The organism is Rhodococcoides kyotonense, assembly GCF_900188125.1.
In the GTDB taxonomy this organism is placed as follows: Bacteria; Actinomycetota; Actinomycetes; order Mycobacteriales; family Mycobacteriaceae; genus Rhodococcoides; species Rhodococcoides kyotonense.
This window is the reverse complement of the sequence record NZ_FZOW01000012.1, coordinates 126,223-150,356: the sequence shown is the minus strand read 5'-3', so window position 1 is coordinate 150,356 and position 24,134 is coordinate 126,223. Positions and strand designations below refer to the sequence as shown.

General features: G+C 64.9%; 28 protein-coding genes. 18 read left to right on the top strand and 10 right to left on the bottom strand.

The features are described from left to right. The first annotated feature begins 8 nt into the window (after positions 1–8). Positions 9–752 (top strand): CPBP family intramembrane glutamic endopeptidase, encoded by a 744-nt coding sequence (locus tag CHB96_RS20025; protein WP_089249480.1) that lies wholly within the window; start codon positions 9–11, stop codon positions 750–752. Here CHB96_RS20025 and CHB96_RS20020 read toward each other — a convergent pair. Together CHB96_RS20020 and CHB96_RS20015 are read right to left on the bottom strand one after the other, a co-directional pair. Next, the gene (locus CHB96_RS20020; RefSeq protein ID WP_089249478.1) at positions 741–1,487 is read right to left on the bottom strand and encodes a lysophospholipid acyltransferase family protein; all 747 of its coding nucleotides are present in this window, start codon (positions 1,485–1,487) and stop codon (positions 741–743) included. The two genes, CHB96_RS20025 and CHB96_RS20020, sit on opposite strands and share 12 nt — an antisense overlap. Further along, positions 1,487–2,230: a lysophospholipid acyltransferase family protein gene (locus CHB96_RS20015; RefSeq protein WP_089249476.1), complete on the bottom strand. Its 744-nt coding sequence runs from the start codon at positions 2,228–2,230 to the stop codon at positions 1,487–1,489. The genes CHB96_RS20020 and CHB96_RS20015 overlap by 1 nt, the downstream gene beginning before the upstream one ends. Before the next feature lie 64 nt (positions 2,231–2,294). On the opposite strand from CHB96_RS20015, the gene CHB96_RS20010 reads away from it, so the two are divergent. Both CHB96_RS20010 and CHB96_RS20005 read left to right on the top strand, forming a co-directional pair. Next, positions 2,295–3,116, top strand: a complete 822-nt coding sequence (locus tag CHB96_RS20010; RefSeq protein WP_245865934.1) for a hypothetical protein — start codon at positions 2,295–2,297, stop codon at positions 3,114–3,116. Next, positions 3,113–3,535, top strand: coding sequence for a hypothetical protein (locus tag CHB96_RS20005; RefSeq protein WP_089249472.1), 423 nt, complete (start codon positions 3,113–3,115; stop codon positions 3,533–3,535). The genes CHB96_RS20010 and CHB96_RS20005 overlap by 4 nt, the downstream gene beginning before the upstream one ends. Before the next feature lie 114 nt (positions 3,536–3,649). On the opposite strand, the gene CHB96_RS20000 is transcribed toward CHB96_RS20005, so the two are convergent. Next, complete coding sequence (locus tag CHB96_RS20000; protein WP_089249470.1) at positions 3,650–5,599, bottom strand: APC family permease; 1,950 nt, start codon at positions 5,597–5,599, stop codon at positions 3,650–3,652. A 52-nt stretch (positions 5,600–5,651) separates the two neighbouring features. Between CHB96_RS20000 and CHB96_RS19995 the strand changes: the two genes are divergently transcribed. From CHB96_RS19995 to CHB96_RS19975, 5 genes are all read left to right on the top strand, one after another. Further along, positions 5,652–6,902 carry an NAD(P)/FAD-dependent oxidoreductase gene (locus CHB96_RS19995; RefSeq protein WP_089249468.1) on the top strand — a complete coding sequence of 417 codons (1,251 nt, stop codon included), beginning with the start codon at positions 5,652–5,654 and terminating at the stop codon, positions 6,900–6,902. A 228-nt stretch (positions 6,903–7,130) separates the two neighbouring features. Then, the gene (locus CHB96_RS19990) at positions 7,131–8,174 is read left to right on the top strand and encodes an ABC transporter substrate-binding protein (RefSeq protein WP_089249466.1); all 1,044 of its coding nucleotides are present in this window, start codon (positions 7,131–7,133) and stop codon (positions 8,172–8,174) included. Between the two features lie 5 nt (positions 8,175–8,179). Beyond that, on the top strand, positions 8,180–8,983 hold the full coding sequence (locus tag CHB96_RS19985) for an ABC transporter ATP-binding protein (RefSeq protein WP_089249600.1): 804 nt from the start codon (positions 8,180–8,182) through the stop codon (positions 8,981–8,983). Beyond that, positions 8,980–9,792, top strand: coding sequence for an ABC transporter permease (locus tag CHB96_RS19980; RefSeq protein ID WP_089249464.1), 813 nt, complete (start codon positions 8,980–8,982; stop codon positions 9,790–9,792). Before CHB96_RS19985 ends, CHB96_RS19980 begins: the two co-directional genes overlap by 4 nt. Then, on the top strand, positions 9,789–10,598 hold the full coding sequence (locus CHB96_RS19975) for an ABC transporter permease (protein ID WP_245865932.1): 810 nt from the start codon (positions 9,789–9,791) through the stop codon (positions 10,596–10,598). Before CHB96_RS19980 ends, CHB96_RS19975 begins: the two co-directional genes overlap by 4 nt. Positions 10,599–10,653: 55 nt before the next feature. Here the strand turns inward: CHB96_RS19975 and serS are convergent, their stop codons facing one another. Beyond that, positions 10,654–11,907, bottom strand: coding sequence for a serine--tRNA ligase (gene serS / locus CHB96_RS19970; RefSeq protein WP_089249462.1), 1,254 nt, complete (start codon positions 11,905–11,907; stop codon positions 10,654–10,656). Between the two features lie 11 nt (positions 11,908–11,918). Then, the gene (locus CHB96_RS19965) at positions 11,919–12,311 is read right to left on the bottom strand and encodes an ankyrin repeat domain-containing protein (protein ID WP_089249460.1); all 393 of its coding nucleotides are present in this window, start codon (positions 12,309–12,311) and stop codon (positions 11,919–11,921) included. Positions 12,312–12,344: 33 nt separating this feature from the next. Here CHB96_RS19965 and CHB96_RS19960 point away from each other — a divergent pair, with 33 nt between their 5' ends. Both CHB96_RS19960 and CHB96_RS19955 read left to right on the top strand, forming a co-directional pair. Then, on the top strand, positions 12,345–13,439 hold the full coding sequence (locus CHB96_RS19960) for a septum formation family protein (protein WP_245865930.1): 1,095 nt from the start codon (positions 12,345–12,347) through the stop codon (positions 13,437–13,439). A 13-nt stretch (positions 13,440–13,452) separates the two neighbouring features. Further along, positions 13,453–13,785: a metallopeptidase family protein gene (locus tag CHB96_RS19955; RefSeq protein ID WP_089249456.1), complete on the top strand. Its 333-nt coding sequence runs from the start codon at positions 13,453–13,455 to the stop codon at positions 13,783–13,785. A 142-nt stretch (positions 13,786–13,927) separates the two neighbouring features. Here CHB96_RS19955 and CHB96_RS19950 read toward each other — a convergent pair whose 3' ends face one another. Further along, on the bottom strand, positions 13,928–14,698 hold the full coding sequence (locus tag CHB96_RS19950) for a CbtA family protein (protein WP_089249454.1): 771 nt from the start codon (positions 14,696–14,698) through the stop codon (positions 13,928–13,930). Then, positions 14,689–14,883, bottom strand: coding sequence for a CbtB domain-containing protein (locus CHB96_RS19945; protein WP_089249452.1), 195 nt, complete (start codon positions 14,881–14,883; stop codon positions 14,689–14,691). The genes CHB96_RS19950 and CHB96_RS19945 overlap by 10 nt, the downstream gene beginning before the upstream one ends. Positions 14,884–15,084: 201 nt before the next feature. Here CHB96_RS19945 and CHB96_RS19940 point away from each other — a divergent pair, with 201 nt between their 5' ends. The 4 genes from CHB96_RS19940 (at position 15,085) to CHB96_RS19925 (ending at position 18,125) form a co-directional block, all read left to right on the top strand. Beyond that, positions 15,085–15,651, top strand: a complete 567-nt coding sequence (locus CHB96_RS19940; RefSeq protein WP_089249450.1) for a histidine phosphatase family protein — start codon at positions 15,085–15,087, stop codon at positions 15,649–15,651. Positions 15,652–15,747: 96 nt separating this feature from the next. Beyond that, positions 15,748–16,050: a PE family protein gene (locus CHB96_RS19935; protein WP_089249448.1), complete on the top strand. Its 303-nt coding sequence runs from the start codon at positions 15,748–15,750 to the stop codon at positions 16,048–16,050. Between the two features lie 30 nt (positions 16,051–16,080). Beyond that, a complete protein-coding gene (locus CHB96_RS19930; RefSeq protein ID WP_089249446.1) occupies positions 16,081–17,313 on the top strand; it encodes a PPE domain-containing protein in 1,233 nt (410 codons plus the stop codon). Next, the gene (locus tag CHB96_RS19925) at positions 17,310–18,125 is read left to right on the top strand and encodes an ESX secretion-associated protein EspG (protein ID WP_089249596.1); all 816 of its coding nucleotides are present in this window, start codon (positions 17,310–17,312) and stop codon (positions 18,123–18,125) included. The genes CHB96_RS19930 and CHB96_RS19925 overlap by 4 nt, the downstream gene beginning before the upstream one ends. On the opposite strand, the gene CHB96_RS19920 is transcribed toward CHB96_RS19925, so the two are convergent. The 3 genes from CHB96_RS19920 to CHB96_RS19910 are packed head-to-tail and all read right to left on the bottom strand — an operon-like array spanning position 18,118 to position 20,430. Then, complete coding sequence (locus tag CHB96_RS19920; RefSeq protein WP_089249444.1) at positions 18,118–18,783, bottom strand: histidine phosphatase family protein; 666 nt, start codon at positions 18,781–18,783, stop codon at positions 18,118–18,120. The two genes, CHB96_RS19925 and CHB96_RS19920, sit on opposite strands and share 8 nt — an antisense overlap. Beyond that, positions 18,780–19,709: a prephenate dehydratase gene (pheA, locus tag CHB96_RS19915; protein ID WP_089249442.1), complete on the bottom strand. Its 930-nt coding sequence runs from the start codon at positions 19,707–19,709 to the stop codon at positions 18,780–18,782. The genes CHB96_RS19920 and pheA overlap by 4 nt, the downstream gene beginning before the upstream one ends. A 10-nt stretch (positions 19,710–19,719) precedes the next feature. Further along, positions 19,720–20,430 (bottom strand): hypothetical protein, encoded by a 711-nt coding sequence (locus CHB96_RS19910; protein ID WP_089249440.1) that lies wholly within the window; start codon positions 20,428–20,430, stop codon positions 19,720–19,722. Positions 20,431–20,529: 99 nt separating this feature from the next. Here CHB96_RS19910 and CHB96_RS19905 point away from each other — a divergent pair, with 99 nt between their 5' ends. From CHB96_RS19905 to CHB96_RS19890, 4 genes are all read left to right on the top strand, one after another. After that, positions 20,530–21,297 (top strand): DUF2470 domain-containing protein, encoded by a 768-nt coding sequence (locus CHB96_RS19905; RefSeq protein WP_089249438.1) that lies wholly within the window; start codon positions 20,530–20,532, stop codon positions 21,295–21,297. A 15-nt stretch (positions 21,298–21,312) separates the two neighbouring features. Further along, positions 21,313–22,119, top strand: a complete 807-nt coding sequence (locus CHB96_RS19900; RefSeq protein WP_089249436.1) for a CPBP family intramembrane glutamic endopeptidase — start codon at positions 21,313–21,315, stop codon at positions 22,117–22,119. Between the two features lie 181 nt (positions 22,120–22,300). Continuing rightward, on the top strand, positions 22,301–23,524 hold the full coding sequence (locus CHB96_RS19895; RefSeq protein ID WP_176444391.1) for an LCP family protein: 1,224 nt from the start codon (positions 22,301–22,303) through the stop codon (positions 23,522–23,524). 18 nt (positions 23,525–23,542) lie between these two features. Then, entirely contained in the window at positions 23,543–24,088 is a 546-nt protein-coding gene (locus tag CHB96_RS19890; protein ID WP_089249434.1) for a ferritin, read from the top strand. The last annotated feature ends 46 nt before the right edge of the window (positions 24,089–24,134 follow it).

The window sequence follows — 24,134 nt, the reverse complement described above, 5'->3', positions numbered from 1 at the left end:
TCGGCCGAATGCTCATGACCAAGGACGCCGCGACTGCTGCTCGCTGGCGCGGCTTCCACGCGTATCTCGACGTCGCCGTCGTGGTCGTGGTGCTTGTGTGTACCAATCTGATCGCTCATTTCACGACGGTGTGGGCCAGCATCGCGACGGTGCCGATCGCGGCCGTCGTCCTGGTTGCCCTGACGCGTCGGCGCGGGCTCGGATGGGCAGAACTCGGGCTGTCGCCGAGGCAGTGGAAGACGGGGTCGATCTACGCGCTCGCCGCCGTCGGACTGGTTCTGACGGTCGTCGCGATCGGTGCGCTCCTACCGTTGACCAGGCCATTCTTCATGGCGGATCGCTATGCGACCATCTCGGCTGCGCTGGTGGCGTCGATGATCGTCATCCCGCTGCAAACGGTCATTCCGGAAGAATTGGCGTTCCGCGGCGTGCTGCACGGCACGCTCGGCCGCATCTACGGCGCCCGCGGGGTCTTCGCCGCCGGGTCGCTGCTGTTCGGACTGTGGCACATCGCGTCGTCGCTGGGCCTGACCGCAGGGAACGCCGGTCTGAGCAACTTCCTCGGCGGTGGAGTGTTCGGCCAGGTCGTCGGCATCCTCGCGGCCGTGATCGCGACCGCAGCGGCAGGCTTCGTCTTCACGTGGCTGAGGCGTCGTAGCGGCAGTTTGATAGCCCCGATCGCACTGCACTGGTCGCTCAACGGCCTGGGCGCCCTCGCGGCCGCGCTGGTGTGGCACGCGTCAATCAGCTGACCTGCTTTTCCTCGCCGCTCGTTCCGCTTCTTCGATCTTCAGCGCCTCGTCGAGAGTCGGTGCCGTTCCGCCGAGCCTGCGCGGAACCCACCGCGCGCCGACGGGATGCTGGTAGCCGTTCTGCGCGGCGTTCAATGCGATGTCCATCGCGGTCCGTAGTTCGGCTGTCAGTTGGTCGGGTGTCCCGTGCGGGGCGATCGGCGGGCCGACGGCGATGTGAATCGGAAAATTATGTCGCCCGACGGCTCTTGGAATGTCCTTCGTCATGACGCGCTGCGCACCCCAGATCGCGACAGGGACGATCGGCACATTCGCTTCGAGCGACATCCGCGCCGCACCCGACTTGAAGCGTTTCAATTCGAAACTCCGACTGATCGTGGCCTCGGGATAGACGCACACGAGTTCGCCGTCGCGCAGGGACTGCACAGCCGCCTGGTACGACTGGGCTCCTGCTTCACGGTCGACCCCGATCGCCTTGCAGTGCCGCATCAGGAAGCCGACGATGGGGTTGCGTTCCAGTTCCTTCTTCATCATGAATCGCACACGCCGTTTGCCCTGACGCGCAACGAGTCCCACCTGCATGAAATCCAGGTACGCGGTGTGGTTGACCGCGAGCACCACGCCACCCTCGCGCGGGATGTTCTCGGTGCCGCGATAAGTGGTGCGCAGGCCCTGAGCCGTGGTGATCGCTCGCACCAGTGCGGTGAGAGTCGCGTACACCGGCTCGCGGGACATTACTTGCCTTGTCGCCGTGCAGCTTTCGCCGCCGCGTCGTCCGCGTCGAGTTTGTTGGCCTCGTCCAGCGTCGGAGCACTACCTCCGAGACGAGCAGGCACCCAGTAGGCGCCGGCGGGGTGCTCGTAGCCTTCCTGAAGCTTCAGCAGCATCTCCTGCATCGTCGCATGCAGCTTCTCGGTCAACTCGGCCGGCGGACCGACGGGATCGATCGGCTTTCCGACGGCAATCGAAATCGGAGTCTTGGTGCGCCCCAGACGTTTCGGGAATCCCTTGGTCCACACCCGCTGTGCGCCCCAGATGACCGTCGGGATGATCGGGACGCCTGCCTCGATGGCCATCCGTGCGGCGCCGGACTTGAATTCCTTGATCTCGAAGCTTCGGCTGATGGTCGCCTCGGGATAGACACCGACGAGCTCACCCTTGCTCAACGACTGAACGGCCGCCTTGTACGACTCCGCACCCGCAGCACGATCGACCGGGATGTGCTTCAGAGCCCGCATGATCGGACCGGAGATCTTGTTGTCGAACACTTCCTTCTTCGCCATGAAGCGGATGTACCGCTTGACGGTTCGCGGCGGCAGCCCCGCATACGTGAAGTCCATGTAGCCGGTGTGATTGACGGCGACGACAGCACCGCCGGTCGCGGGGATGTTCTCCTCGCCCTCGACCTCGAACTTCAGGCCTTCGAATGCGAAGACCACACGAGCAATGCCGATGACGGATCGATAGACGGGTTCCACAGTCGGTTAGCGTAGTCGTAACGACGTCATGGGGAGAAGACAAAGTGGGGAAGGTCAGCTGAACATGAGTGGTTTGCGCAGTATCGCTTTCGCAGGTGTCGGACTGTCGGTAGCGGTTCTGTCGCTCACCGCCTGCGAGGGCGACGGCCAACAGGGGATCCCCACGGACCCTCCCAAGACCCCGACGGTCGAACAAACGGTGGCGCCGACCACCACTGTCGCACCCCCACCTGGCCCGAGCGTCGGCGATGTTCCCGGTAACCCTCAGGCCGCGTCTGCGCTGCGCGCGTTCCTGGTCGATCTCGAATCCGGCGGCATTCCAGCCGTAGCCGCGAGGTGCTGGACCGTGCCGCCCACCGAGTTGCCGACGCAGTACGCGGACGTCGCGGGGATTCTCGACGCGGCCGCCGCACCCGGCGTCGACGGGCCGTCGACCGTGAACTGGAACGGTCCGGCGGTCACCTTGTCGATCACACGCACCGACGTCGTATCCGGCTACGCGTGCCCGCGCGTGTCGCCGGCCGGGACGCAACCCGTGTTCGCCGACGTCGACGCCAATTACACCGTCACCCGGTACCTCGGCCGCTTCACCGGCGCTCCCGTGTCACCGGCAGACCTCGAAGGTGACTATCCGGTCGTCTGTGCCGGCGATCCGACGTGGGATCCACAGGGAACCGGTGCACCGACGATTCCGCCTCTAGCCGTCAATCCTGGCCTGCTCACCGGATCCGCGTCGTACAACCCGTCCAGCGTCTACGTCGCGGCGGTGAACGGCCCCTATACGACGGTGTACGCCGACGTCACCGATGTATCCGGGTTCGAGCAGAACCGGATCTTCACCCTGACCGCCGACCAGACCGGCTACTGCATCGGCGACGTCGCGTGATCGGCGTCGACACCAAGATCCTGCTGCTCCTTGCCGGTCTGATTCTGCTGTGGGCCCTCGCGCTCGGGGTGTGGAAGTTCCGTGAGATGTCGACGTCGGCGACCGCCCTCGCGCACCCTTATGTCGACATCGCCCACCGTGCGGCGCTGATGTACTCGTTCGCGACGCTGGTGCTCGCGGCGTTGACGGAGTTCTCGGGATTCCCGACGGCAGTCAACCTCACCGCCGGTCTCGTGGTGGTGTTCTTCTTCGTCGCGGCCATCGGCAGCTACATGTACCACGGGATCGTCCGCGATACCGACAACCAGTTCGCACACCCCGTCCGCGGTACTCACGGGTTCATGTGGGCTCTGATCGCCGGTGAAATCGGCGGTACGGCAGTTCTTCTCGCCGGGTTCGTGGGCGGGCAGTTCCTCTGACCACCCAGTCCTGACCGCCCTCTCCTCCTGACCACCCGCTCCCGACCGCCCTCTCCCGACCGCTTGAATGGTTCACTCATACGATCAGATAGCTTGAACGGTTCATTCAAGCGATCACCCGACATGCACGTTCGGCCGACGCTCCCGGTCCGGCTCCGCCCGCCGGATGACCTCACGCGTCACCGGGGCCACCTCGCCGACGCCGATGAACAGGAACCGCAACAGGTTGACGACGGGATTGCCCTCCGACCACTCGAAGTAGACATCCGGCCGAACACCGGTCTCGTCTCGGATCTGGAGCAGCACAGCGGCAATGGAATTGGGCACTGCCGCCGCGTCGACCCAGAGGATTCGGTAGTCCCCGCGCTGCCGCCCGTGCACGACGAGATCGGTCGAGAACTCCGACGCATCCTTGATGTTGGCTTCCAGGAACAGGATCGGATCATCCGCAGGGATGTGACTGTCCGCGCGTTGCTGCGTCTCCTTGGATGCGTACTCCTCGATCTCGAGGTGCCGCGAATCATGGCACACCACTTGGATACTCCCCCGCGCGGCGGCTTCCTCGATGAATTCGAGCGCCTGCTCGTCGAATGTCACCGACGTGGACCGTAATTCGAACGACCGCGTGATCCGAGAGACGAACGACACCACCAAGATCGCGACGATGAAGAACGATGCGACTTTCACGCCGTCGGGACGTTCGAAGATGTTCGCGACGGTCGTGTACACGAATATCGTTGCTACGACGCCGAACAACCATTCCTTTCTCCGCTCACCCCGATGCGCCGCGGACAACGACACCGCAACCGATGCCGACGTGATGAGCACCAACACACCCGTCGCATATGCTGCGCTCTGCGCGTCGACACTTGCCTTGAAATAGAGCGTCACGACGAACGCGATCACCGAGAACACAAGCACCAGTGGACGAACCGCTCGCGCCCACTCCGGCGCCATGCCGTACTTCGGGAGGTAGCGCGGGACCAGATTGAGCAAGCCCGCCATCGCCGACGCGCCCGCGAACCACAGAATCGCGATGGTGCTGACGTCGTAGATGGTTCCGAAAGCACTTCCCAGATACTCGTGCGCGAGATACGCGAGTGCGCGTCCGTTGGCCTGACCTCCTGGTTCGAACTCCTGCTCGGGGATCAGGATGGTGGTGATGATGCTCGACGTCAGCAGGAATCCGCTCATGATCAGGGCAGCCGTCGTCAGGAGTCGGCGTGCTCCTCGGATGCGCCCGGCCACCTCTCGTGAGTGAGAATGTATAGAGGAGTGCACATTTCCACTCACAGGGGATTCGATCTGCGGCATCACCGCGACTCCCGTCTCGAACCCCGACAGCCCGAGTGCAAGCTTCGGAAACACGATGAGCGCGACGGCGATCATCATCAGCGGGTTGCTGTGCTCGGCGGTCAGCGCGTGCTGCCAGTCGGTGATCAACGACGGCCTGGACGCGATCTCCCAGAACCCGACCACCACGACGACGAGATTGAGCGCCAGAAACGTCCCGACCAACGCGACGGCTATTCCGATGGCCTCGGTGAAGCCCTTCAGAAACACTGCCGCCAGGAGTGCCAACAACACCAGCGTGATGATCACTTCGGCGTCGCCCAAACCGGTTGGTGCAAAGGGATTCTCGATGACGTGCGCCGACGCGTCGGCTGCCGACAATGTCATCGTGATCAGAAAGTCGGTCGCTGCGAACCCCAACAGCACGAGCACGAAGATCTTGCCGCCCCACTTCGGCAGCAGCTTCTCGAGCATCGCAATCGAGCCTTCACCATGTGGACTCTCGCGGGCCACGCGTCGATACACCGGAAGTGCACCGAAGAGCGTCAACAGAATCAGTACGACGGTTGCCAGCGGCGCCAGCGTGCCCGCAGCGAGCGCCGCGATTCCCGGCTGGTATCCCAGCGTGGAGAAGTAGTCGACACCCGTCAGGCACATCACTTTCCACCACGGATGGGTGTGTTCGACCTTCCGTGGCTTGCGGTACGGACCAAGATGGCCCGACGGCTGCTCGGTGATATCGCTCAGTAGCCACGACCGAAGACGCACCATCAGCTGAGCGTAAACCCGCCACCGGCGTAGCAGCGGAACTACTGTGATACCCATGACTCACGTGGTGGTGGCCGGTGCCGGACTCGCAGGTGTCGCATGTGCGCACGAGCTGGGCCGTAAGGGCGTCGACGTCACCCTCGTCGACCGCAACGACTACCACCAGTTCCAGCCTCTGCTCTACCAGGTCGCGACGTCGCAATTGCCCGCCGAGGACGTCGCCAGGCCCTTGGCGTCGATCTTCGAACATCTGCCGACGGTTCGAGTCGTGCGTGCCGACATCGGCAAGCTCGACTTTCGAGGCCGCTCCCTCGTCGTGCCGGGTGAGACGATCACCGGGGATCACCTCGTCGTCGCAGCGGGTGCCACGGCGAATTTCTTCGGAACGCCCGGGGCCGAGGAGTTCTCGTTTCCGCTGTACTCCGTCGCGGACGCCGAACGACTCCGACACCACGTCCGCGACCTGCTGGCCCAGGCGAACGATCCGCTCGACATCGTCATCGTCGGTGGTGGACCCACCGGGGTCGAGACGGCAGGTGCATTCGCGGAACTGTTCCGAGCCCTTCGCACGATGAACCACCCCGGCGGACGCGGGCAGGCATGGTTGATCAATCACGGCAAGGCCCTTCTCGCCCCGTTCAGCGACAAGTCGCACGAGTACGCGCACGACAAGCTGGTCGAACACGGAGCCAAGGTGTGTCTCGGTATCGGTGTGCAGGCCGTCGACGCGGACGGCGTCACCCTCAGCGACGGGTCACGTATCTCGTCGCGGACCGTCGTCTGGGCCGGTGGTGAAGCAGCTGCACCGGTCACTGCGACGTGCGAGGTTGCCCCGGGGCACGGCGGCAGAATCGACGTACTGGCCGACCTGACCGTCCCGACGTTCGACGCGGTCTACGCCGTCGGCGATGTCGCGAACATCCCTGACGCCGACGGAAAGACGTTGCCGCAGTTGGGATCCGTCGCTCAGCAGGCGGGAGCCTGGGCAGCGCACAACATTTTGCGGGCCGACGAGGGCAAGCCCACGAAGCCTTTCGTCTACCGCGACAAGGGAATCATGGCGATGATCGGTCGCGGCGCGGCAGTAGCCGAAGTGGGAGCACATCGCCACCAAGTCGAGGGGCCACTCGCGTTTGCCGCCTGGCTCGGGGTCCACGCCGCACTGCTGAGCGGCGCACACAGCAAGGTCGACGCGTTCCTGTCCTGGGCTTGGGACTACTTCGACGCGGACCATTCGGCGATCGTCGAATGCCACGGGGATCCGAAGCGCATCGCGTGGGGAGACGACGTCAAACCCACCTTGTGAGTGAAGATGTATAGCCCGCTATACATAAACACTCAAAAAAACAGTTAAACATCTGAGCTTTAGCCTCGGAATCCCGGCCATGCACCGCCCAGATGCCCCCTTGACGCCCTAAACGTCTTATGTTTAAGTTGGTTTGTCTGTAATTCACGTCTCAGTAAAGACCGTGAGTGGCTGATGTCACCTCGACGTTCGGCGCACACACGTACAGCAACCAGCCTTAGGACATCCATGTTCACACCCCGTGCCGGGCTACTTCCGGCCGCCGTGATTCTCGCGCTCGGCCTGATTGCCTGCGGGTCGGATCCAGGTCCCGATGCAAATCCGGCCGATCCGGTCACCATCGACGTCACCGTCTCCGCCGCCGCGGAGATCTACAGCATCCCGTGGCTCGTCGCGCAGCAACAGGGTCTGTTCGAGAAGCACGGCGTCATCGTCGAGAACATCGTCCCCGGCAAGGGCGGCAGCGCCACCATGCGAACCCTGCTCGACGGCAATATACCGATCGGCGAGGTCAGTTACCCGTCAATCGTGCAGGCCGACGCGGGCGGCTCGGAGCTGAGGATCGTCGGCGGTGGTACCCAAGGCCCCTACCCGATGAATTTCTATGCGCTGGCGTCCAATTCGTCGATCTCCTCTATCGAGGACGTTCGAAAATGGGCATACACCCGGCCCAACTCTGCATCGGATGCGTTGACGCTTCTACTTCCCGAGCTGGCCGGAGTCGATGCAAGCAAGATAGAGCGTGTCGCGTCGGGCGGAATCGGTGAGGGGCTGGCGCTTCTGGAAGCAGGGTCGGTGGACATCGCGCTGATTCCTTCGATCGTCGCCGAACAGCGGCCCGAAGATTTCAAGTTGATCGTCTCGAGCCCCGATTACGTTCAGCGCTTCCTGCAATCGACTATCACCACCACGAAGGACTACGCCGAAAGCAACCCGGGTGTGGTGCGGGCCATCAACGCCGGATACACCGAAGCGGTCGCGTCCATCAAGGCAGACCCGACCGCCGCAGCCCGAATCTATGCTTCCTACACCGGCTTCGACGTCGAGTCGGCGCAAGCCGTCGTCGAGCGTGCCTCGTCGGTCGACACATGGGGAGGCGGCTTCGAACCGGCAGGCGTCGACGCCGCACAGTCCGGAGTCGAAGCGTCGGGGAGCGACCGCGTGCCCGACTTCTGCACTCTGTTCGACCCGCAGTTCCTGGCCGACGGTGTCTCGCGGGAGATGCCGGGCGACTGCGACACCACCGCTCCGTCCGATCGATCGAGAAAGTGACGCCCGTGACGCGAACCATGGAACGAAACAGGACGACGGACAACATTGCCGTCGCATCGTCGGTGTCTCGCCGATTCGGCGACGTCGTCGCGCTGCACGAGATCGACTTGGCAATCGGCAGAGGTGAATTCGTCTCCGTCGTCGGGCCGAGCGGCTGCGGAAAGTCGACGCTTCTGGAGATCTTCGCAGGACTGCAGGATCACGACGGCGGAACCGTCCGGGTCGACAACCGACCGTTGACCGGACCCAGGAGCAAGACCGCGATCATCTTCCAGGAATCGGCGACGCTACCGTGGCGAACCGTTCGCGACAACGTCGCCTTCGCTCTGGAGGTCCAGGGCGTCGGAAGGCGCGAACGACGTTTTCGTGCAGACGAATTGCTTGCAACCGTAGGGCTATCGAAGTTCGGCGATCATTTTCCGACGCAATTGTCCGGCGGAATGCGTCAGCGCGTCGCGATTGCTCGGTGCCTGTCGATGGAACCCGATCTGATTCTCGCCGACGAGCCGTTCGGCGCGCTCGACGAACAGACTCGGCTCGTGATGTCCTACGAGCTGCTCAAGATCGTCGAGAAGCTCACGTGTGGAGTGCTTTTCATCACCCACAGCATTCAGGAGGCGGTGCTCTTGTCGGACCGCGTGCTGGTCATGAGCGCTCGGCCGGGCCGATTCATCGACGAACTGGAGGTCGATCTGCCTCGCCCGCGTTCGGAGGACGTGCTGGCGAGCCCGGAAGCGCGTGAGCTGCACGAACGAATCTGGGCCAGCCTGCGCGACGAGGCCAAGAAGACGATGAGCATCGAGCCATGACCTCGACGAGATCGGTTGTTCCCGGCTATCTTCGGCCACCACCGTCCACCGTTGTACGGATGCGTGCTCCCGGGTGGACTGCTGCGATCATTCTGGTGGCTCTCCTCGTGATCGAGGTGTACGCCCGGTCGCCGTTGGCATCACCGCTCGACATTGTTCCTGTCTCGGACATGGCGGTGACGATGGTCGAACTTCTCGGCGACCCGGAGTTCCTCGCCGACGCCCTCGGACGCACGCTCGGCATCATTGTCGTCGCGTTCGTGCTCAGTTCCGTCCTCGGAGTCGCAGCGGCCTACATGCTGTGGCGTTTCGAATTGTGGGACAGAGCCTTCCAGCCCTACCTCAACGTGTACTACGCGGTACCGACGTTCGCCCTCTACCCGATCATGGTCGTACTGTTCGGCAGCGGGATTGCCCCGATCGCCGTTCTGTCGACGATCTTCGCGTTCGGAGTTGTCGCGTTGAACGCGCGCACGGGCTTCAACTCCGTGAGTCCCATCGTGACCAAGCTCGGAACGACCCTGGAGATGACTCGCTGGCAATTCTTTCGTTCTATCCTGCTTCCCTACGCGCTCCCCAACATCGTCACCGGCCTCAAGCTGGGCCTGTCCTACGCCATCATCTCGGTGCTCGCCAGTGAATTCATCCTGTCCACACAGGGTCTCGGCCATTTCATATCGATCGCTTACGACAGCTTCGACATCGACGAAATGTACGCAGGCATTCTGGTCGTCACTGCGCTGGCTCTACTCGCAACGCTCGGCATATCGGCCGTACTCAACAGATTCGACTGGAGGCGTCGCCGATGACCACCACACTGCCCGTCACCGGAACCGAGAGCCTTGCACCACCGAAGAAGAAGCACCGAAGTCTGCTCCGCCGGTTCGCACCCCCGGTCGTCGTCGCAACAATGGCCGTCGCAGCGTGGTGGCTTGCCGCGCTCGTCGCGAACAGTCTGATCTTCCCGACGCCCGCGGAGGCGATGGCCTCGCTGGCCGACGACCTCGGAAAAGCCGAGTTCCGAGCCAACGTGTTCGATTCGCTGCGCATCCTCGTCCTCGGATACCTCGCCAGTACCGTGGTCGGCTCACTGCTCGGTCTTGCGCTGGGCATCAGCCCGTTCTGGACGCGCGCGATCCTGCCGATCTTCTACTCCATCAACAGCATTCCGAAAATCGTCCTGTACCCGATCTTCCTGTCGTTCCTCGGCATCGGAGAACTCAGCCGCGGCGGGTTCACGTTCTACGCCGCGTTTGTTCCGATGTTCCTCGTCGCCGTCGAAAGTACGGCGTCGGTGCAACGGATTCATTTGAAAATGGCTGCGTCACTACGGGTGAGCTGGCCGCGCCTCATCAGGCAGATCGTCATCCCGTCGGCGCTTCCAGCGCTGGCGACGGGTATGCGCATGACGTTCGGTCTCGCGTTCCTCGGATTGCTTCTCGCCGAGATGTTCTCGTCGTCGAGCGGTATCGGCTACGAACTTCTTCGCAACGTCAGCCTGGTGCGTATGGAAAACATCATGGGCACAGTCGTTCTCATCATGGTCATGGCTCTGCCTCCGACGATCGCGCTGCAGTGGCTCGAAAATCGAGTGACGGCAAAATACGGCGGCTGACACCCCATGTACACGAAAATACACAGGCCGCTATGTATTTTCGTGCACAAGGGCGCTAGCGCAGAACGTCCGTCCCGACGAACGGGACCAGCGCCTCCGGGACACGCACGGTGCCGTCGGCCTGCTGGTGGTTCTCGAGGATTGCGACGATCCATCGCGTCGTCGCCAACGTGCCGTTCAACGTCGCGGCGGTCTGCGGCTTGCCGTTCTCGTCGCGGTAGCGAACCCCGAGGCGACGGGCCTGGAACGTCGTGCAGTTCGATGTCGACGTCAGCTCGCGGTACGCGTTCTGCGTCGGGACCCAGGCTTCGCAGTCGTACTTACGCGCAGCCGACGAGCCGAGGTCGCCACCGGCGACGTCGATGATGCGGTACGGAAGTTCCACTGCCGCAAGCATTTCCCGCTCGAATTCGAGCAGTTTCTTGTGCTCGGCTGCAGCGTCCTCCGGCTTGATGTAGGAGAACATCTCGATCTTGTCGAACTGGTGCACGCGGATGATGCCGCGCGTGTCCTTGCCGTAGCTACCCGCCTCACGACGGAAGCACGACGACCAGCCCGCGTAGCGCTTCGGGCCGTCGGACAGGTCGATGATCTCGCCCGAGTGGTATCCGGCGAGCGCGACTTCGGACGTTCCGACGAGGTACAGATCATCTGCTTCGAGGCGGTAGATCTCGTCGGCATGCGCACCGAGGAATCCGGTCCCTGCCATGATCTCCGGGCGCACGAGCACCGGCGGGATCATCATCTGGAAACCGTTCTTGACGGCCTTCTGCGCGGCGAGCTGCAGCATGCCCTGCTGCAACAGAGCGCCGTAACCGGTCATGAAGTAGAACCGTGAACCGGAGACCTTCGCGCCGCGTTCCATGTCGATCAAGTTCAGCGACTCGCCGAGCTCGAGGTGATCCTTGGGCTCGAAGTCGAACGTCGGAATCTCGCCGACGGTCTCGAGCAGAACGTAGTCGTCCTCGCCGCCCGCCGGAGCGCCGTCCTCGACGATGTTCGAGATCTTGCGCGCCGCGACGTCGAGTGCCGCGTCGGCCTCGTTCTGTGCGGCTTCGGCGGCCTTGACCTTCGCGGCGAGCTCGGAGGCACCGGCCAGCAGCGCCGGACGCTCGTCGGGAGACGCCTTGCCGACCTTCTTGCCCAGCGCCTTCTGTTCGGCACGCAGCTGATCACCGGCCAACACCGCAGCACGACGGGAGGAATCGGCCTCGAGCAGCACGTCGACAAGACCGGGGTCTTCGCCGCGGGTGCGCTGCGAGGCACGGACAACGTCAGGGTTCTCGCGGAGGAACTTGAGGTCGATCACGAACGGAAACTCTACTTCCCCAGCAACCCCAGGTAGTCCTCGCGTCCGAACATCCGAGCAGCATCGATCGCCGACGGGTGCCCACCGTGCGGATCCGCACCCCCACCGACAAGCGCCTGCACGACGTCGTCCTCACCTTTGAACACCGCTCCCGCGAGAGGCGTCTGTCCTTTGTCGTTGGGACGGTTGACGTCGGCACCCCGCTCGACCAGCAGCCGGACCGTCTCGGCATGTCCGTGGTAAGCGGCGAGCATGACCAACGTGTCGCCCGAGCTGTTGTTCAGATCCACCGGGACGCCCGCGTCCAGGTAGCTCGTCAGCGCAGCGGTGTCACCGGTACGTGCCATCGTGAACAGCCGACCCGCGAGCTCGGCGACGTCCGCGTCATCTTCAGGTGCCGTCATGGCAACCGAACATACTCGGGCATGATGGAGGTGATGTCCACGAGCGATCCCGCCGAGCCCGGCAACCCGAAAGCACGACGCGACCAGCGCACCGTGACGGCGCCTGTCGCGCGCCGAGGGCTGGCGTTGATCGCCATCGGAGCCGTGGCTGCCGCCGTCGTGACGCTGTTCGTCTCCGGTGGCTTCTCGCAGCCGGAGAAGATCACGACGCACGCCTCGGACTCGGGGCCTGCGACCAGCGGGCCCGTCTCCGCGAAATCCTTCGGCTCGGCGGACCCGGGCACGTGCCTGCAGTGGACCCCCACCGACGACCCCGAGACCGACCGTCAGGACCTCGCCGAGGTGTCGTGCGCCGAGCCGCATCGGTTCGAGGTCGCCCAGGACATCGACCTGACCGCGTACCCCGGCATCGAGTTCGCGCCCGGCTCGGCTTATCCCGGCGCCCTGCGGTTCGGTCAACTGCGCGACGAGCACTGCATCACCGTCGTCGACGACTACCTCGCCACCAAGTTCGACCCGAACGGCAAGTTCAGCGTCGGCCTCATGTTCCCGTCGCAGTCCGGGTGGATGGCTGGTGAGCGGACTCTGCGATGTGGCATCCAGCAGTCGTCGAACACCGGAGTTCCGCAGGAAATGACAGGTTCGGTGCTGGACCAGGACCAATCGAACGTCTGGGACGTGGGCACCTGTATCGGCATCAACCAGAACGTTCCCGCCGACCCGGTGGACTGCAGCCAGGCACATGCGTTCGAGGTCGCGTCGATCGTCGATCTCCAACAGCAGTTCCCCAGCGGCATCCCCAGCGAGGCCGACCAGGACGCATACCTCGAACCGACGTGCACTGCCACCGTCAACACGTACCTCGGATCCGACACGGCACTGCGCGACAAGACGCTGACCCTGTTCTGGAACACCATCGACGTCACCAGCTGGCTGGCCGGCAGTCGCCAGGTCACATGCTCGGTCGGCAAGGAACTCGACGAAGGCGGATTCGCGACCATCACCGGTTCCGCGAAGGGCGACATCCTCATCAACGGCCAGGCCCCGGTCCCGCCGCCGTCGGCTCCCGACGGTCGCGCACTCCCGACACCGCTGCCCGGTGCAGCCCCGATCACCCCGGGAGGGTGACATTCCTTTCTCGATGACGCGCGCCGACTTCGACAACGCCGTATCCGACGCCCTCGACACCCTCCCGCCCGCGATCATCGACTTCATGGACAACGTGGTCGTCCTCGTCGAAGAAGAGCACCCCACCGAGGACATCCTCGGGTTGTACGAGGGAATCGCGCTCACCGACCGCTTCGAATACAGCGGTCATCTGCCCGACGTCATCACCATCTACCGTCGGCCGATTCTCGAGATGGTCGACGACGCGGACACCGCCCGTCGCGAAATCGCCATCACCGTGGCCCACGAGGTGGGCCATCACTTCGGCATCGACGACGAGCGGTTGCACGAACTGGGGTTCGGCTGATTTCCGTCCGCTTGAATGAACCCTTCTAGCTATCTGACCGTATGAATGAACCATCCAAGCGGTGGGCCCGACGTGCGCTCACCGCTTGCATGAACCGTTCTAGCTATCTGACCGTATGAATGAACCATTCAAGCGGTGGTGACTACACCGAAACAGCCTCCCGCGCCCCCGCCGACGCCCGGTCCGTCAGGAACGCGAAGGCCAACCCGAGCCCGGTCCACAACGTCGCCTGAGTCGCGAAGGACGACAGCCTGAACTCCCACAGCAGGGTGGCAGGGAAGTCGTCGCCGACCTCGTTGATACCCGGGAGCAGCACGTACCCGAGCCCGACGACGACGAGGAACGCCGCCAGCGGGGCAGCGACTCTCACGGCGAGCGACGCCTGTGCCGCGACGAGTTTCGCGACGTAGATCCCGACCGCCACGGCCAGCAATCCGAGCGTCACCGTCGCCAGCCACAGCCACGTCCGCTGGGAAATGGTCTCGGGATCGCCGACGGCAGGAGGGTTGGCCGGGTACTTGAAGAACGGGACCGCCTCGACGGCGACCCACCCCAGAGCTGCGGCCGTCAGAGCGAGCACCGATCCGGGCAGCGTGGTGAACCGTCGGGCATAGTGCAGAACGGTCGCGAAGATCGCTCCGAGCGCGAGGCCGGCGAGCCCCGTCGCCAGGAAGAGTCCGACGCGTTGGCCGTCGCGGCTGACGAGGGCATCTTCCTCGTCGTGCGAATGTGCAGCGGGCGCTTCCTCTGCATGCGAATGCCCGGCGGCTTCCTCGATAGCGATGGCCGAGTCGATGTGCGGCTCTCCGATCGTGAACGCGACGGCCCCGGCGAGCAGGCCCGCGATGAGGCCGGCGAGCAATCCTCGGACGAGCAGTTGAACGAACGTGCCGGGTAGAGTGGTCAGTGGCATGGCAGACCCAGCAGGTGGCGTCCGTCGTGCATCAGTTCGTGCATGTACATCCCGCTACGCGAGATGGCGCCTTGGTCGAATCCGACCAGGTAGAGCACGAGGAATGCGAGCAGAATCACCGCAGCCACGACGAGGGCGAGTGCCGCCGACTCCGTGGTGGTGCTGGGGGTGTGGACTGTGGCCATCGGGGGTGTTTCCTCCTGGGATTGTGCGTCCCGTCGAAGAACTGAAGCGATGTGTGAGTTTTCTGGCTCTCGAACTCAGGTCCGATCACAGTGGCGCAACCGCTCCGGATTCCCACCGGGATTACCTACACACATCGCACTGACTTGCGAACTGTGGCACCAGTCCCACTCGCTGTCAATGGGGAACCTATTCTGGCGCCCATGGCTGCGACTGTCACGAGGTTGTCACTGATCAGCCATGGCATGACCGAGGCGATGCGTCGGGCTCGCTTCCCTTCGGACGAACCTCTCGATTCGGGCGGGTCGAGGCAACTCGACGACGTGACTTTCGACGCTCCGACCGATTCCGTCCTCGTCGCCCCCGAGTTACGAACTCGACAGACCGCCGACGCCCTGGGACTGCGCGGCGACGTCGTCGTCGATCTGTCCGACCTCGCCTACGGCGACTGGGCCGGGTCGAGCTTGGAGGACCTGTCCGAAAGCGACATGGTCGGCCTCCTCACCGACACGTCGACGACGCCACCGGGCGGCGAATCCATCGACGCGTTGTTCATCCGGGTCGGTGCGTGGATGGATCGGGTCGCGGACGAGCATCGCCGAATCCTCGCGGTCACGCATCCGGCGATCGTCCGAGCCGTCGTCGTACGTACTCTCGACGCGCCGATCGCATCGTTCTGGCGAGTCGACATTCCGCCCGTGACCTCCACCAGCGTGAACTTCCGCGGTGGCCGGTGGACTCTGCGTTCGGTCGCCGAAAGAATCACCTGAGCTTTTTTCTCGACCGGGGAACCGTTCGTGGGCAGTCGCCGTCCAATTCCTACGAGGGCGTAGGTTCTCGAGACACACGGACGTAAAGGAGCACCGATGACGGCACACGTGCGCGTGGACCCTGTTGCCCTCGAGGGCGCGGCAGCGGAGCTCGACGCGTTGGCCACCCGGCTCCAGGCGAGTCTCGCGGCGGCGTCGGTTCCCATCCAGGTGATCCCGTCGGGCAGCGAAGAGGTGTCGCTGCTGGCCAATCGATATTTCAAGCATGCTGCCGGCTCGTACACACCGGCCACTCACGACGCGATCGGCGAGCTGATCGAGACCGCTGCAGCGTTGCGGACGCAGGCGTCGGCTTATCGCGACGTCGACCTCGAACACAGTCGCGCACTCGATATCTGATCCGACCATTACATCGACGGGGGACGTTGTATGACGCTGGGAGTGACGGGAGTCGTGTGGTTGCCCCGCACGGCGATGGTCAATTCGACGACGCTGTTGGCCGGTGCAGGACCAGCACCCTTGGCGACTGCATCGGGGGCGTGGCAGTCGGTCGCTGCCGCGTACTCCGACGCGTCGATCACCCTCACCCGCGTGATGGCAGTGCTGGCTGCGGGCTGGGAAGGTGCGGCGGCCGATGCCGCGCAGGCCAGGCTCGGCGCGTTCCTGGCGTGGACGCAGGCCTCGGCAGTCAAGGCCGCCGACGTCGCGGCTCATGCGGCAGGCGGGGCTGCGGCCTATACGACGGCTACGGTCGCGATGCCGAGTCCAGTGGAGATCGGCGCCGTCGAAACAGCACGGATAGCGGCATACGGTACCGGCGGTGTCCTCAACGGCAGTGCCGCAGCGGCCGAAGCCACGGCGCGCGCCCTCGACGTGCGCGCGGCCATCGTCATGGAGGCGTACGAGGCCGCGACAACTCCTCTCGCACTTACTGTTTCGTTCGACCGGCCACCGGAGATCGTTCTCGACGGATCAGGTGCGTCGTCCAGGGCATCCAGTTCCGTCGACGGCGCATCGTCGTACGAGGAATCCAGCGTGTTCGGCTTCGGTCCACGCACGTCTCCTGCGCAGGCGGCACTCGCGGCAGTCACTGCGGCAGTACAGAATCCGGCAGTGGCAGGTGCCATCGGTCAGGTCGCGAGCACCGCGGGTACCGTCGCCGGATCATCCGTCACCACGGTCGCGTCCGCGGCGACCAACCTCGGCGGAGCAGCGGTGTCGTCGTTGATGAGCACAGGTCAGGGTACGCAGCAGTCCACTGCCCCGGCGCACGTATCGCCCAGAGCGGACTCCACCTCGCCGGTCCGGACACGGGCAGTGTCGACGGGCGCGTCCTTCTCCGGAGGCATCTCCGGCTCAGGCTCGCTCGGGTCGAGACTGCCGTCCGGCCTCCCAGGAGGTCATGCCGGGTTGCTGCTGGGAATGGATCGAAACCCGTTCGGCACCAACACTTCCGGCCCGATCACACCTGGAGGGCCGGCCGATGCAGCCGCTGCAGCCCGTGGCGGGCACGCACCCGCGCCGATGGCGGGAGCCCGTACCGACGACGGCGACGACGAACACGACACCCCCGGATACCTCAAACAGTTCGAGCACTTCGCGGACGGACGTACGGTGGCCCCGTCGGTCATCGGTGCCGACGGCGCGTGGAACGAACGTTGATCGATTTGGGTACCCGACCCGTCGGCCAGGATCTTCCGTTCGCAGATCTCGACGCCGATCGCATGGACTATCTCGTCGACCAAATGGGCATCGCCGAGCTACCCGTCGTACTCGACGTCTTCCCGCGGTTCGACGCGGCGCCGGACCTACGTGCCGCGCTGATCCGCGGTCGCGACGGCCTCGTCGCCGACAAGCTGCTGCACGACGACCGTGTGCACCCCGACCTCGAGCTGTGGCTGCGCACCCTGGAGCAACCGGCTTGGTACGTCGAGGCGCGGATCGTCCCGCGCCCCTACGGAAGCCACCCGATCACACGAGTGTGCCGGGCGTCGAACAGTGCGGGTTCGGTCGTTGCGGTTCGCAGCGCCGAACGGCTGAACATCCGGACAACGATCAGAGACCCAGCACGCGACCTGCTCGATGTCCTCGGCAGTGAACCGCCGTTCGAGATCGACAGCATCTCCGCACCGACCGACCGCTTGGCCGAAGCGCTCGACGCCAGCCCGACCGACGCCACAGGGACGGCTGCTCGCCTCACCGACCTCGGCATCGACGCGTCATCGGCCACTGCCGTCGCGGCGGCGCTCGCCACATGTACGCGACACACCGAGATCACGTGCGTGACAGTCGGTTCCGGCACCAGATCATTCGGTCCTCACCCCGTCGCCGTGTTCGACACTCCTCGCGGCAGGCTCGTCGCCACCTCCACCACCGCGGCCGACGGCGCGCGGTGGACATCGTTCTCGTCCGGCTCGGACGCGCGACTCCGCTCAGCACTGACCGACATGGCCGAGCAAGCGGACGTCAGCTGATCGGGTTGTCCGCGACGTGGCTGCCCTTGCCTTCGAACGGCGGCAGGAACGTTCCCCATCGGACGCACGTCCAGCCGCCACCAGGCGTGGGCAGCAGTTCGACGGTCTCGGTGTTGTCGAGGTGGTTGTCGGCCGCGAACTCGCCGTCGACTCCGCCCAGCACCGCGCCGACCAGGCGGATCGCAGCTCCGTGGCTGACCACGACGACGTCGGGCGCATCGGGATCGGTCAGATATTCGGCGCGTAGCGACTCGAGAACCGGAACGTAGCGGTCGAGAATGGACCGCCCGCTGTCACCGCCGGGGGCCTCTACGTCGAGGTCGCCCGCGTGCCACTTGCCGTAGACGGCGGTGAATCCCGCGTGCGCGTCCTTGTCGCTGCGGTCCTCCCATTCACCGACGAAGGTCTCCTGGATACCGTCGCGCTCCTGCGCAGGCACCGAGGTGGCCTTCGAGATGTGTTCGGCCGTCTGCCGTGCGCGCAGTGCCACCGACGAGATCAGCACACTCGGCGGGGTGGCCGCGATCGATTCGCCGAACCGTCGGGCCTGCTCATGGCCGTGATCGGTCAGCGCAGCACCTGGAGGCAGGGTATCGAGCCGTTTGTCGACGTTCGCGAACGTCTGCCCGTGCCGTACCAGTACCAACTTGCCCGTCATTCGTCTGACCTGCCCTCGCGTAGTCGCGCCAACCAATCGATCTGATCGTCCAACGACGGCGGCGTGCTTCCTGTTCCCGTCGATACGGGCCAGGATCCGAGGAAGCGCAACTTCATCTTGCGGTGCAGGGCACCGAGGGCCTCGGCAACGATGGGGTTCTCGATGTGTCCCGCGCAGTCGACGAAGAATCGGTAGGTTCCGAATTCCTTTCGCGTGGGCCGTGATTCGATACGGGTGAGGTCGATGTCGCGCAGACCGAACTCGGCGAGGGCCGACTGAAGGACTCCCGGGACGTTGTCGGGCATCAACACCAGCGCGGTCCGGTCGGCGCCGGTTGGAGCAGGAGCGTGTCGCGGGGTGGCGACCAGAACGAATCGCGTTCGCGCCGTGTCGATGTCGGCAACGCCGTCGGCGAGCGACGGCAACCCCAACCGTTCACCGGCGAGAGACGTCGAGACTGCCGCGTCGGCGAGCCCGGCTGCGACGTCCTCCGCTGCTCCTGCGTTCGACGATGCGAACTGCACTTCGGCGTCGGGGATCTTGGTGTCGAGCCACTGCCGAACCTGCGCTGCTGCAATGGGATACGCGCGGACCGATCGGACCTCGTCGAGTGCGACGCCCGGTCGGCCGAGAATCGAGAACGCGACGTCGATCTCCGTCTCGGCGAGGATCTGCAGCCTGCTGGATGCGGCCAACGCGTCGAGCGTGGGAGGCACCGATCCTTCGACCGAACTCTCGATCGGCACCACTGCAGCGTCCACGTCGCCGTCGCGCACGGCTTCCAACGCTGCCGGTGGGCTGCCGTACGCGACGCGTTCTACCTGCCGACCGAAACCGAGTGATTCGACGACGCCGTCGGACTCCATTCGGCCGAGCGCCATTTCGGTGAATGTTCCCGACGGACCGAAGTATGCGATTCTGGGCACGACTGCCAGGTTACGTCCCCAGCGAGTCGGCGGAGACCAAACCCGCCTCGACGAGAGCACGATGCCCGGCCGACGCGTCGTCGACCTCGATGCCGAGCAGAACGGTGCGGACGGCGTCGGCCGCTTCCGGACGCAGAGCGGCGAGCGCCGCGACGTCGGGCGATGCGAGAGCCGTCGGGATGTCGTCACCGCGCAGTGCGGCGACAGTCGCGGCGACGACAGCGATGGCCTCGGCACCCGAGCGAGCTCGTGCCGTGAATCCGACCTCGGAATGCGCGACGACGGCGAGGACATCCGCGATGTGGCGCGGCGACAGCCAGGCCGAGATGCCCGGGGTGCGGTGCGCGTCGACGATCGCGGTGACCGTCTCCAGCGCCGAGGAGTCGTCCAACTCGGGAAAGATCACGAGCGGCGAGGGCAGACGCAACACGAGCGCGTCGGCGAGGGTGTCCGCATCGACGTGCACCGAGTACCGCACGGCCTCATAGGCAGCGCGGACATTGCGCAGATCGTCCGGGTCGACGTCGAGTTCCACGACGACCCGGCCGAGGTCGACGCCGTCGTCCAGGCCTAGCAGAACCGAAGCCGGTACGACGACGGGACCCGCCGAAATCGCCTTCTCGACGGCAGCCACACCGGGGTATCGCTGCTGGAAGAGGCCCGTGACGAGGGCGTTCGGGTCGGGCCTGTGCGGCACGCCGAGAGTCAGAGGAATCGACACCGTCTACACGGTAGACCGCACTGCGGACTTGCGGACCAAACAAGTGTGGACTAACTTAGGTTTGCCTCACCTAGTCGAGCTACCCCATCGGAGGAGCCCATGATCGGCGCTACCACCACCGGACCGTCCACCGCCGAACGCGTTCGCAGCGCCTGTGCGCGTGCGGAGGGTGCCGCGCTGGCGATCGAAGGCAGCGAACCCGTCGTCACGTCGCTTCACCACCTTCGATCCAACGGTGAGGTGATACTCGCGGTGCCGATGGAGTCGGCCATGGGATCCATCGCGTGGCAGTCGGCCCGTGCAGGGGTTCCGGCTGTACTCGAGCTGACCGATCACGCACCACTGCCGCTGCGTGAGCCGGTCCGTTCACTGGTGTGGTTGCGCGGCGAGCTGCGGCCCGTCCCCGAGTCGCTGATGCGACCGATGGCCGGCGCCGTCGCCGCCGAGCACCCGCACCCGTCGCTTCTCGACGTCGGACACAGCACCGTGTTGCTGCGCCTGATCATGTCGTCGGCCGTCGTCGCCGACAGCACGGGCGCCGAACCGGTTGCCGTCGACGATCTCCTCGCTGCCGAGCCGGATCCGTTCTGGGAGATGGAGACCAGCTGGCTGCAGCATCTCGACGAGGATCATGCCGATCTCGTCAACCAACTTGCACGACGCCTTCCGCCGTCGTTGCGCCAGGGCCGCATCCGGCCGTTGGGCATCGATCGTTACGGCATCCGGTTGCGCATCGAAAGCGACTACGGCGACAACGACGTTCGGCTCGCGTTCGCCGAACCCGTCGACGACACGCTGTCTCTCAGCCGCGCACTACGTGTGCTCGCCGGCTGCCCTTTTCTGAACGGACTGCGCGCCCGAGGCTAAGGCAGACTTGCGTGCGTGATCGACCTCAAAGGCTGGCTGAACCCGCCGACGCCTGACACCGGCCCCCCGCTCGACGGTTCCGAACGACGCGCGATCAAGATCGAGATCGCCATCGTTCTACTGGTGACGTTCGGGCTCAGCGGACTCAGCAGCATGCTCTCGCTCGTCGAGGACGCTCTGATCGCCGGCAGCCTGTCGGATCAGACCGTCGCGCTCAATACGTCGAGTTCCAGCCTGAGCATCATCGACCTGCTGTATCAGGTCCTCAGGATCGTCAGGCTGTGTGCGTGGGGTGCGCTCGGGTTGTATCTGCTGTGGCGCGCCGGGCTCGGACCGAAACTCGTCGGGCTCGCGAAGCCGCGACTGCGTAAGGACGTGCTGCAGGGCCTCGGGCTCGCAGCACTCATCGGACTTCCCGGACTGGCGCTGTATCTCGTCGCCAACGCGCTCGGCCTGAATCTGACCGTCGTACCCAGCGCGATCGACGACCACTGGTGGCGAGTCCCCGCTCTCGTCGGCTACGCGTTCGCCAACTCCGGCGCCGAGGAGATCATCGTCGTCGCCTACCTCATCTCGCGTCTACGACGCCTCGGCGTCGGCGAGAACGCCTCGCTGCTCGCGTCGGCGTTGCTGCGCGGGTCGTACCACCTCTACCAGGGGCTCGGCGGCGGGATCGGCAACGTCGCGATGGGTCTCGTATTCGGCCGCTACTGGCAGAAGACCGGTCGGTTGTGGCCTCTGCTCATCGCCCACGCGCTGATCGACATCGTCGCGTTCGTCGGTTACACGGCATTGAGAAACCATTTGTCCTGGATTCCCTAGGTACAGTCGATTCGTGAACGACGACCAGCGGAATCGGGGGAATCCCAGGCAGGGCCCACCACCGCCGCGCCGAGTTCCACCTCCACCCGGCTATCGGCCGCCTCCGCCGCGGAACCAACCCCCAGGCAATCGGCCGCCGCCACCGCGTCGTCCCGACGGCCCGCCGCCCGAGGGCACCCAGATCATCCGACGCGACGGCCGCCCGTCCGCTCCGAGGCCCGGACCGAGCGGTCCACAGGCGTGGTCGCAGGCACCCGAGCCCGGCTCGTTGTCGCGTGGACCGAACCCCACACAGCAGTACTCACGCGGCGAGCAGGACCGCGTCCAGTACGCGCCGCGGCAGCAGCCACAGCCGTACGTCGACGAGCCTCCTCGACGGCAGCCACCGCGCCGAGAGCCGCCTCGGCGTGGAGCACCACCGCCACCGGCCCGGCCCACGCCGCCACGTGCACGAAAGAAACGCCACTGGGGTCGACGGTTCGGCCTGACGTTTCTCGTCCTGCTCCTCGCCCTCGGTGGGCTCGTCTACTACGTCGACAGCTCGCTGACGCGCGTCGACGCGTTGCCGGACTACAGCGGCCGCGTCGGCGATACGCCCGGTACCAACTGGTTGCTCGTCGGATCGGACAGCCGAACCGGTCTCACGCCCGAGCAGGAAGCTGCGCTGGCTACCGGTGGTGAGGTCGGGCCGAGCCGCACCGACACGATCATCATGATCCACATACCCGAGAGCGGTGGACCGTCGACGATGGTCAGCCTGCCGCGTGACTCCTACGTGTCGATTCCCGGGTACGGGCAGGACAAGCTGAACGCGTCGTTCGCGTTCGGCGGAGCCCCACTGCTCGTCCAGACCGTCGAGGAAGCGACGGGCGTGCACATCGACCACTACGCCGAGATCGGCTTCGGCGGATTCGCCGGCATCGTCGACGCTGTCGGCGGCGTGAACGTGTGCCTGCAGAACGCCATTTCCGACCCTCTCGCCGGAATCGATCTTGCCGCCGGATGTCAGGACCTGACCGGCTCCCAGGCTCTCGGGTTCGTGAGATCCCGCGCGACGGCCCTCGCAGACCTCGACCGTATGAACAATCAGCGGCAGTTCATGTCGGCGCTGCTGTCGAAGGCGACGAGTCCGGCGACCTTCCTGAATCCACTGCGGCTGTGGCCGCTCGTGAAGGACACGGCTAGCTCGCTCAGTGTCGACGACGGGGACCACATCTGGAATCTGGCCGGGCTCGCATGGGCGATGCGCGGCGACCTCGTCACGACGACGGTTCCAGTGGGTGGCTTCGAGGATTCCGACGTCGGCAACGTTCTTCTGTGGGACGACGAACGCGCGCCGCAGTTCTTCGGCGCCCTCGCCGACGACCGTCAGATCCCCGAGGAGCTACGCACATCCGGTCCGTAAGAGCGTAGCCTGACCTCTATGACGTCTACTGACAACGCCGACAATGCATTTCACGAACTTCTGAGGGCCCAGATCGGTCACGAGTTCGCGGCGTCGCAGCAGTACGTCGCGATCGCCGTCTGGTTCGACTGCAACGACCTTCCACAACTGGCACGACGGTTCTACGCGCAGGCAACCGAGGAACGTGGCCACGCGATGATGATGATTCAGTTCCTCATCGACGCCGACCTCGCCGTCGCGGTACCCGGAATCGCCGACGTCGTCACCGAATTCGCCGGCGTCGCCGAACCCGTCGAACTCGCTTTGGAACAGGAGAAGGCGGTGACCGACCAGATCACGGCATTGGCGAGCACCGCACGCGATACCGGTGACTACATCGGTGAGCAGTTCGTGCAGTGGTTCCTGCAGGAGCAGGTGGAGGAAGTCGCGAGCATGCGTAGGCTGGTCAACATCGTCCATCGCGCGGGTAGTGAACTGTTCGATATCGAGGAATGGGTGGCGCGCGAAACGACGGCGCGGGTGAACCGGAGCACCAATCCGCCGAGGCAAGCCGGAACGGTCTGAACGTTTCCCCAGGTCAGAGTAAAGAATTAGGCGCATCTAATTAAGG

What these genes read in the sequence shown, in the direction of transcription:
- CHB96_RS20025 (WP_089249480.1), top strand. Translation starts at nt 9, where the DNA reads ATGCTCATGACCAAGGACGCCGCGACTGCTGCTCGCTGGCGCGGCTTC.
- CHB96_RS20020 (WP_089249478.1), bottom strand. Translation starts at nt 1,487, where the DNA reads ATGTCCCGCGAGCCGGTGTACGCGACTCTCACCGCACTGGTGCGAGCG.
- CHB96_RS20010 (WP_245865934.1), top strand. Translation starts at nt 2,295, where the DNA reads ATGAGTGGTTTGCGCAGTATCGCTTTCGCAGGTGTCGGACTGTCGGTA.
- CHB96_RS20000 (WP_089249470.1), bottom strand. Translation starts at nt 5,599, where the DNA reads ATGGTGCGTCTTCGGTCGTGGCTACTGAGCGATATCACCGAGCAGCCG.
- CHB96_RS19995 (WP_089249468.1), top strand. Translation starts at nt 5,652, where the DNA reads ATGACTCACGTGGTGGTGGCCGGTGCCGGACTCGCAGGTGTCGCATGT.
- CHB96_RS19990 (WP_089249466.1), top strand. Translation starts at nt 7,131, where the DNA reads ATGTTCACACCCCGTGCCGGGCTACTTCCGGCCGCCGTGATTCTCGCG.
- CHB96_RS19980 (WP_089249464.1), top strand. Translation starts at nt 8,980, where the DNA reads ATGACCTCGACGAGATCGGTTGTTCCCGGCTATCTTCGGCCACCACCG.
- CHB96_RS19975 (WP_245865932.1), top strand. Translation starts at nt 9,789, where the DNA reads ATGACCACCACACTGCCCGTCACCGGAACCGAGAGCCTTGCACCACCG.
- CHB96_RS19965 (WP_089249460.1), bottom strand. Translation starts at nt 12,311, where the DNA reads ATGACGGCACCTGAAGATGACGCGGACGTCGCCGAGCTCGCGGGTCGG.
- CHB96_RS19960 (WP_245865930.1), top strand. Translation starts at nt 12,345, where the DNA reads ATGTCCACGAGCGATCCCGCCGAGCCCGGCAACCCGAAAGCACGACGC.
- CHB96_RS19955 (WP_089249456.1), top strand. Translation starts at nt 13,453, where the DNA reads ATGACGCGCGCCGACTTCGACAACGCCGTATCCGACGCCCTCGACACC.
- CHB96_RS19950 (WP_089249454.1), bottom strand. Translation starts at nt 14,698, where the DNA reads ATGCCACTGACCACTCTACCCGGCACGTTCGTTCAACTGCTCGTCCGA.
- CHB96_RS19945 (WP_089249452.1), bottom strand. Translation starts at nt 14,883, where the DNA reads ATGGCCACAGTCCACACCCCCAGCACCACCACGGAGTCGGCGGCACTC.
- CHB96_RS19940 (WP_089249450.1), top strand. Translation starts at nt 15,085, where the DNA reads ATGGCTGCGACTGTCACGAGGTTGTCACTGATCAGCCATGGCATGACC.
- CHB96_RS19935 (WP_089249448.1), top strand. Translation starts at nt 15,748, where the DNA reads ATGACGGCACACGTGCGCGTGGACCCTGTTGCCCTCGAGGGCGCGGCA.
- CHB96_RS19930 (WP_089249446.1), top strand. Translation starts at nt 16,081, where the DNA reads ATGACGCTGGGAGTGACGGGAGTCGTGTGGTTGCCCCGCACGGCGATG.
- CHB96_RS19920 (WP_089249444.1), bottom strand. Translation starts at nt 18,783, where the DNA reads ATGACGGGCAAGTTGGTACTGGTACGGCACGGGCAGACGTTCGCGAAC.
- CHB96_RS19905 (WP_089249438.1), top strand. Translation starts at nt 20,530, where the DNA reads ATGATCGGCGCTACCACCACCGGACCGTCCACCGCCGAACGCGTTCGC.
- CHB96_RS19890 (WP_089249434.1), top strand. Translation starts at nt 23,543, where the DNA reads ATGACGTCTACTGACAACGCCGACAATGCATTTCACGAACTTCTGAGG.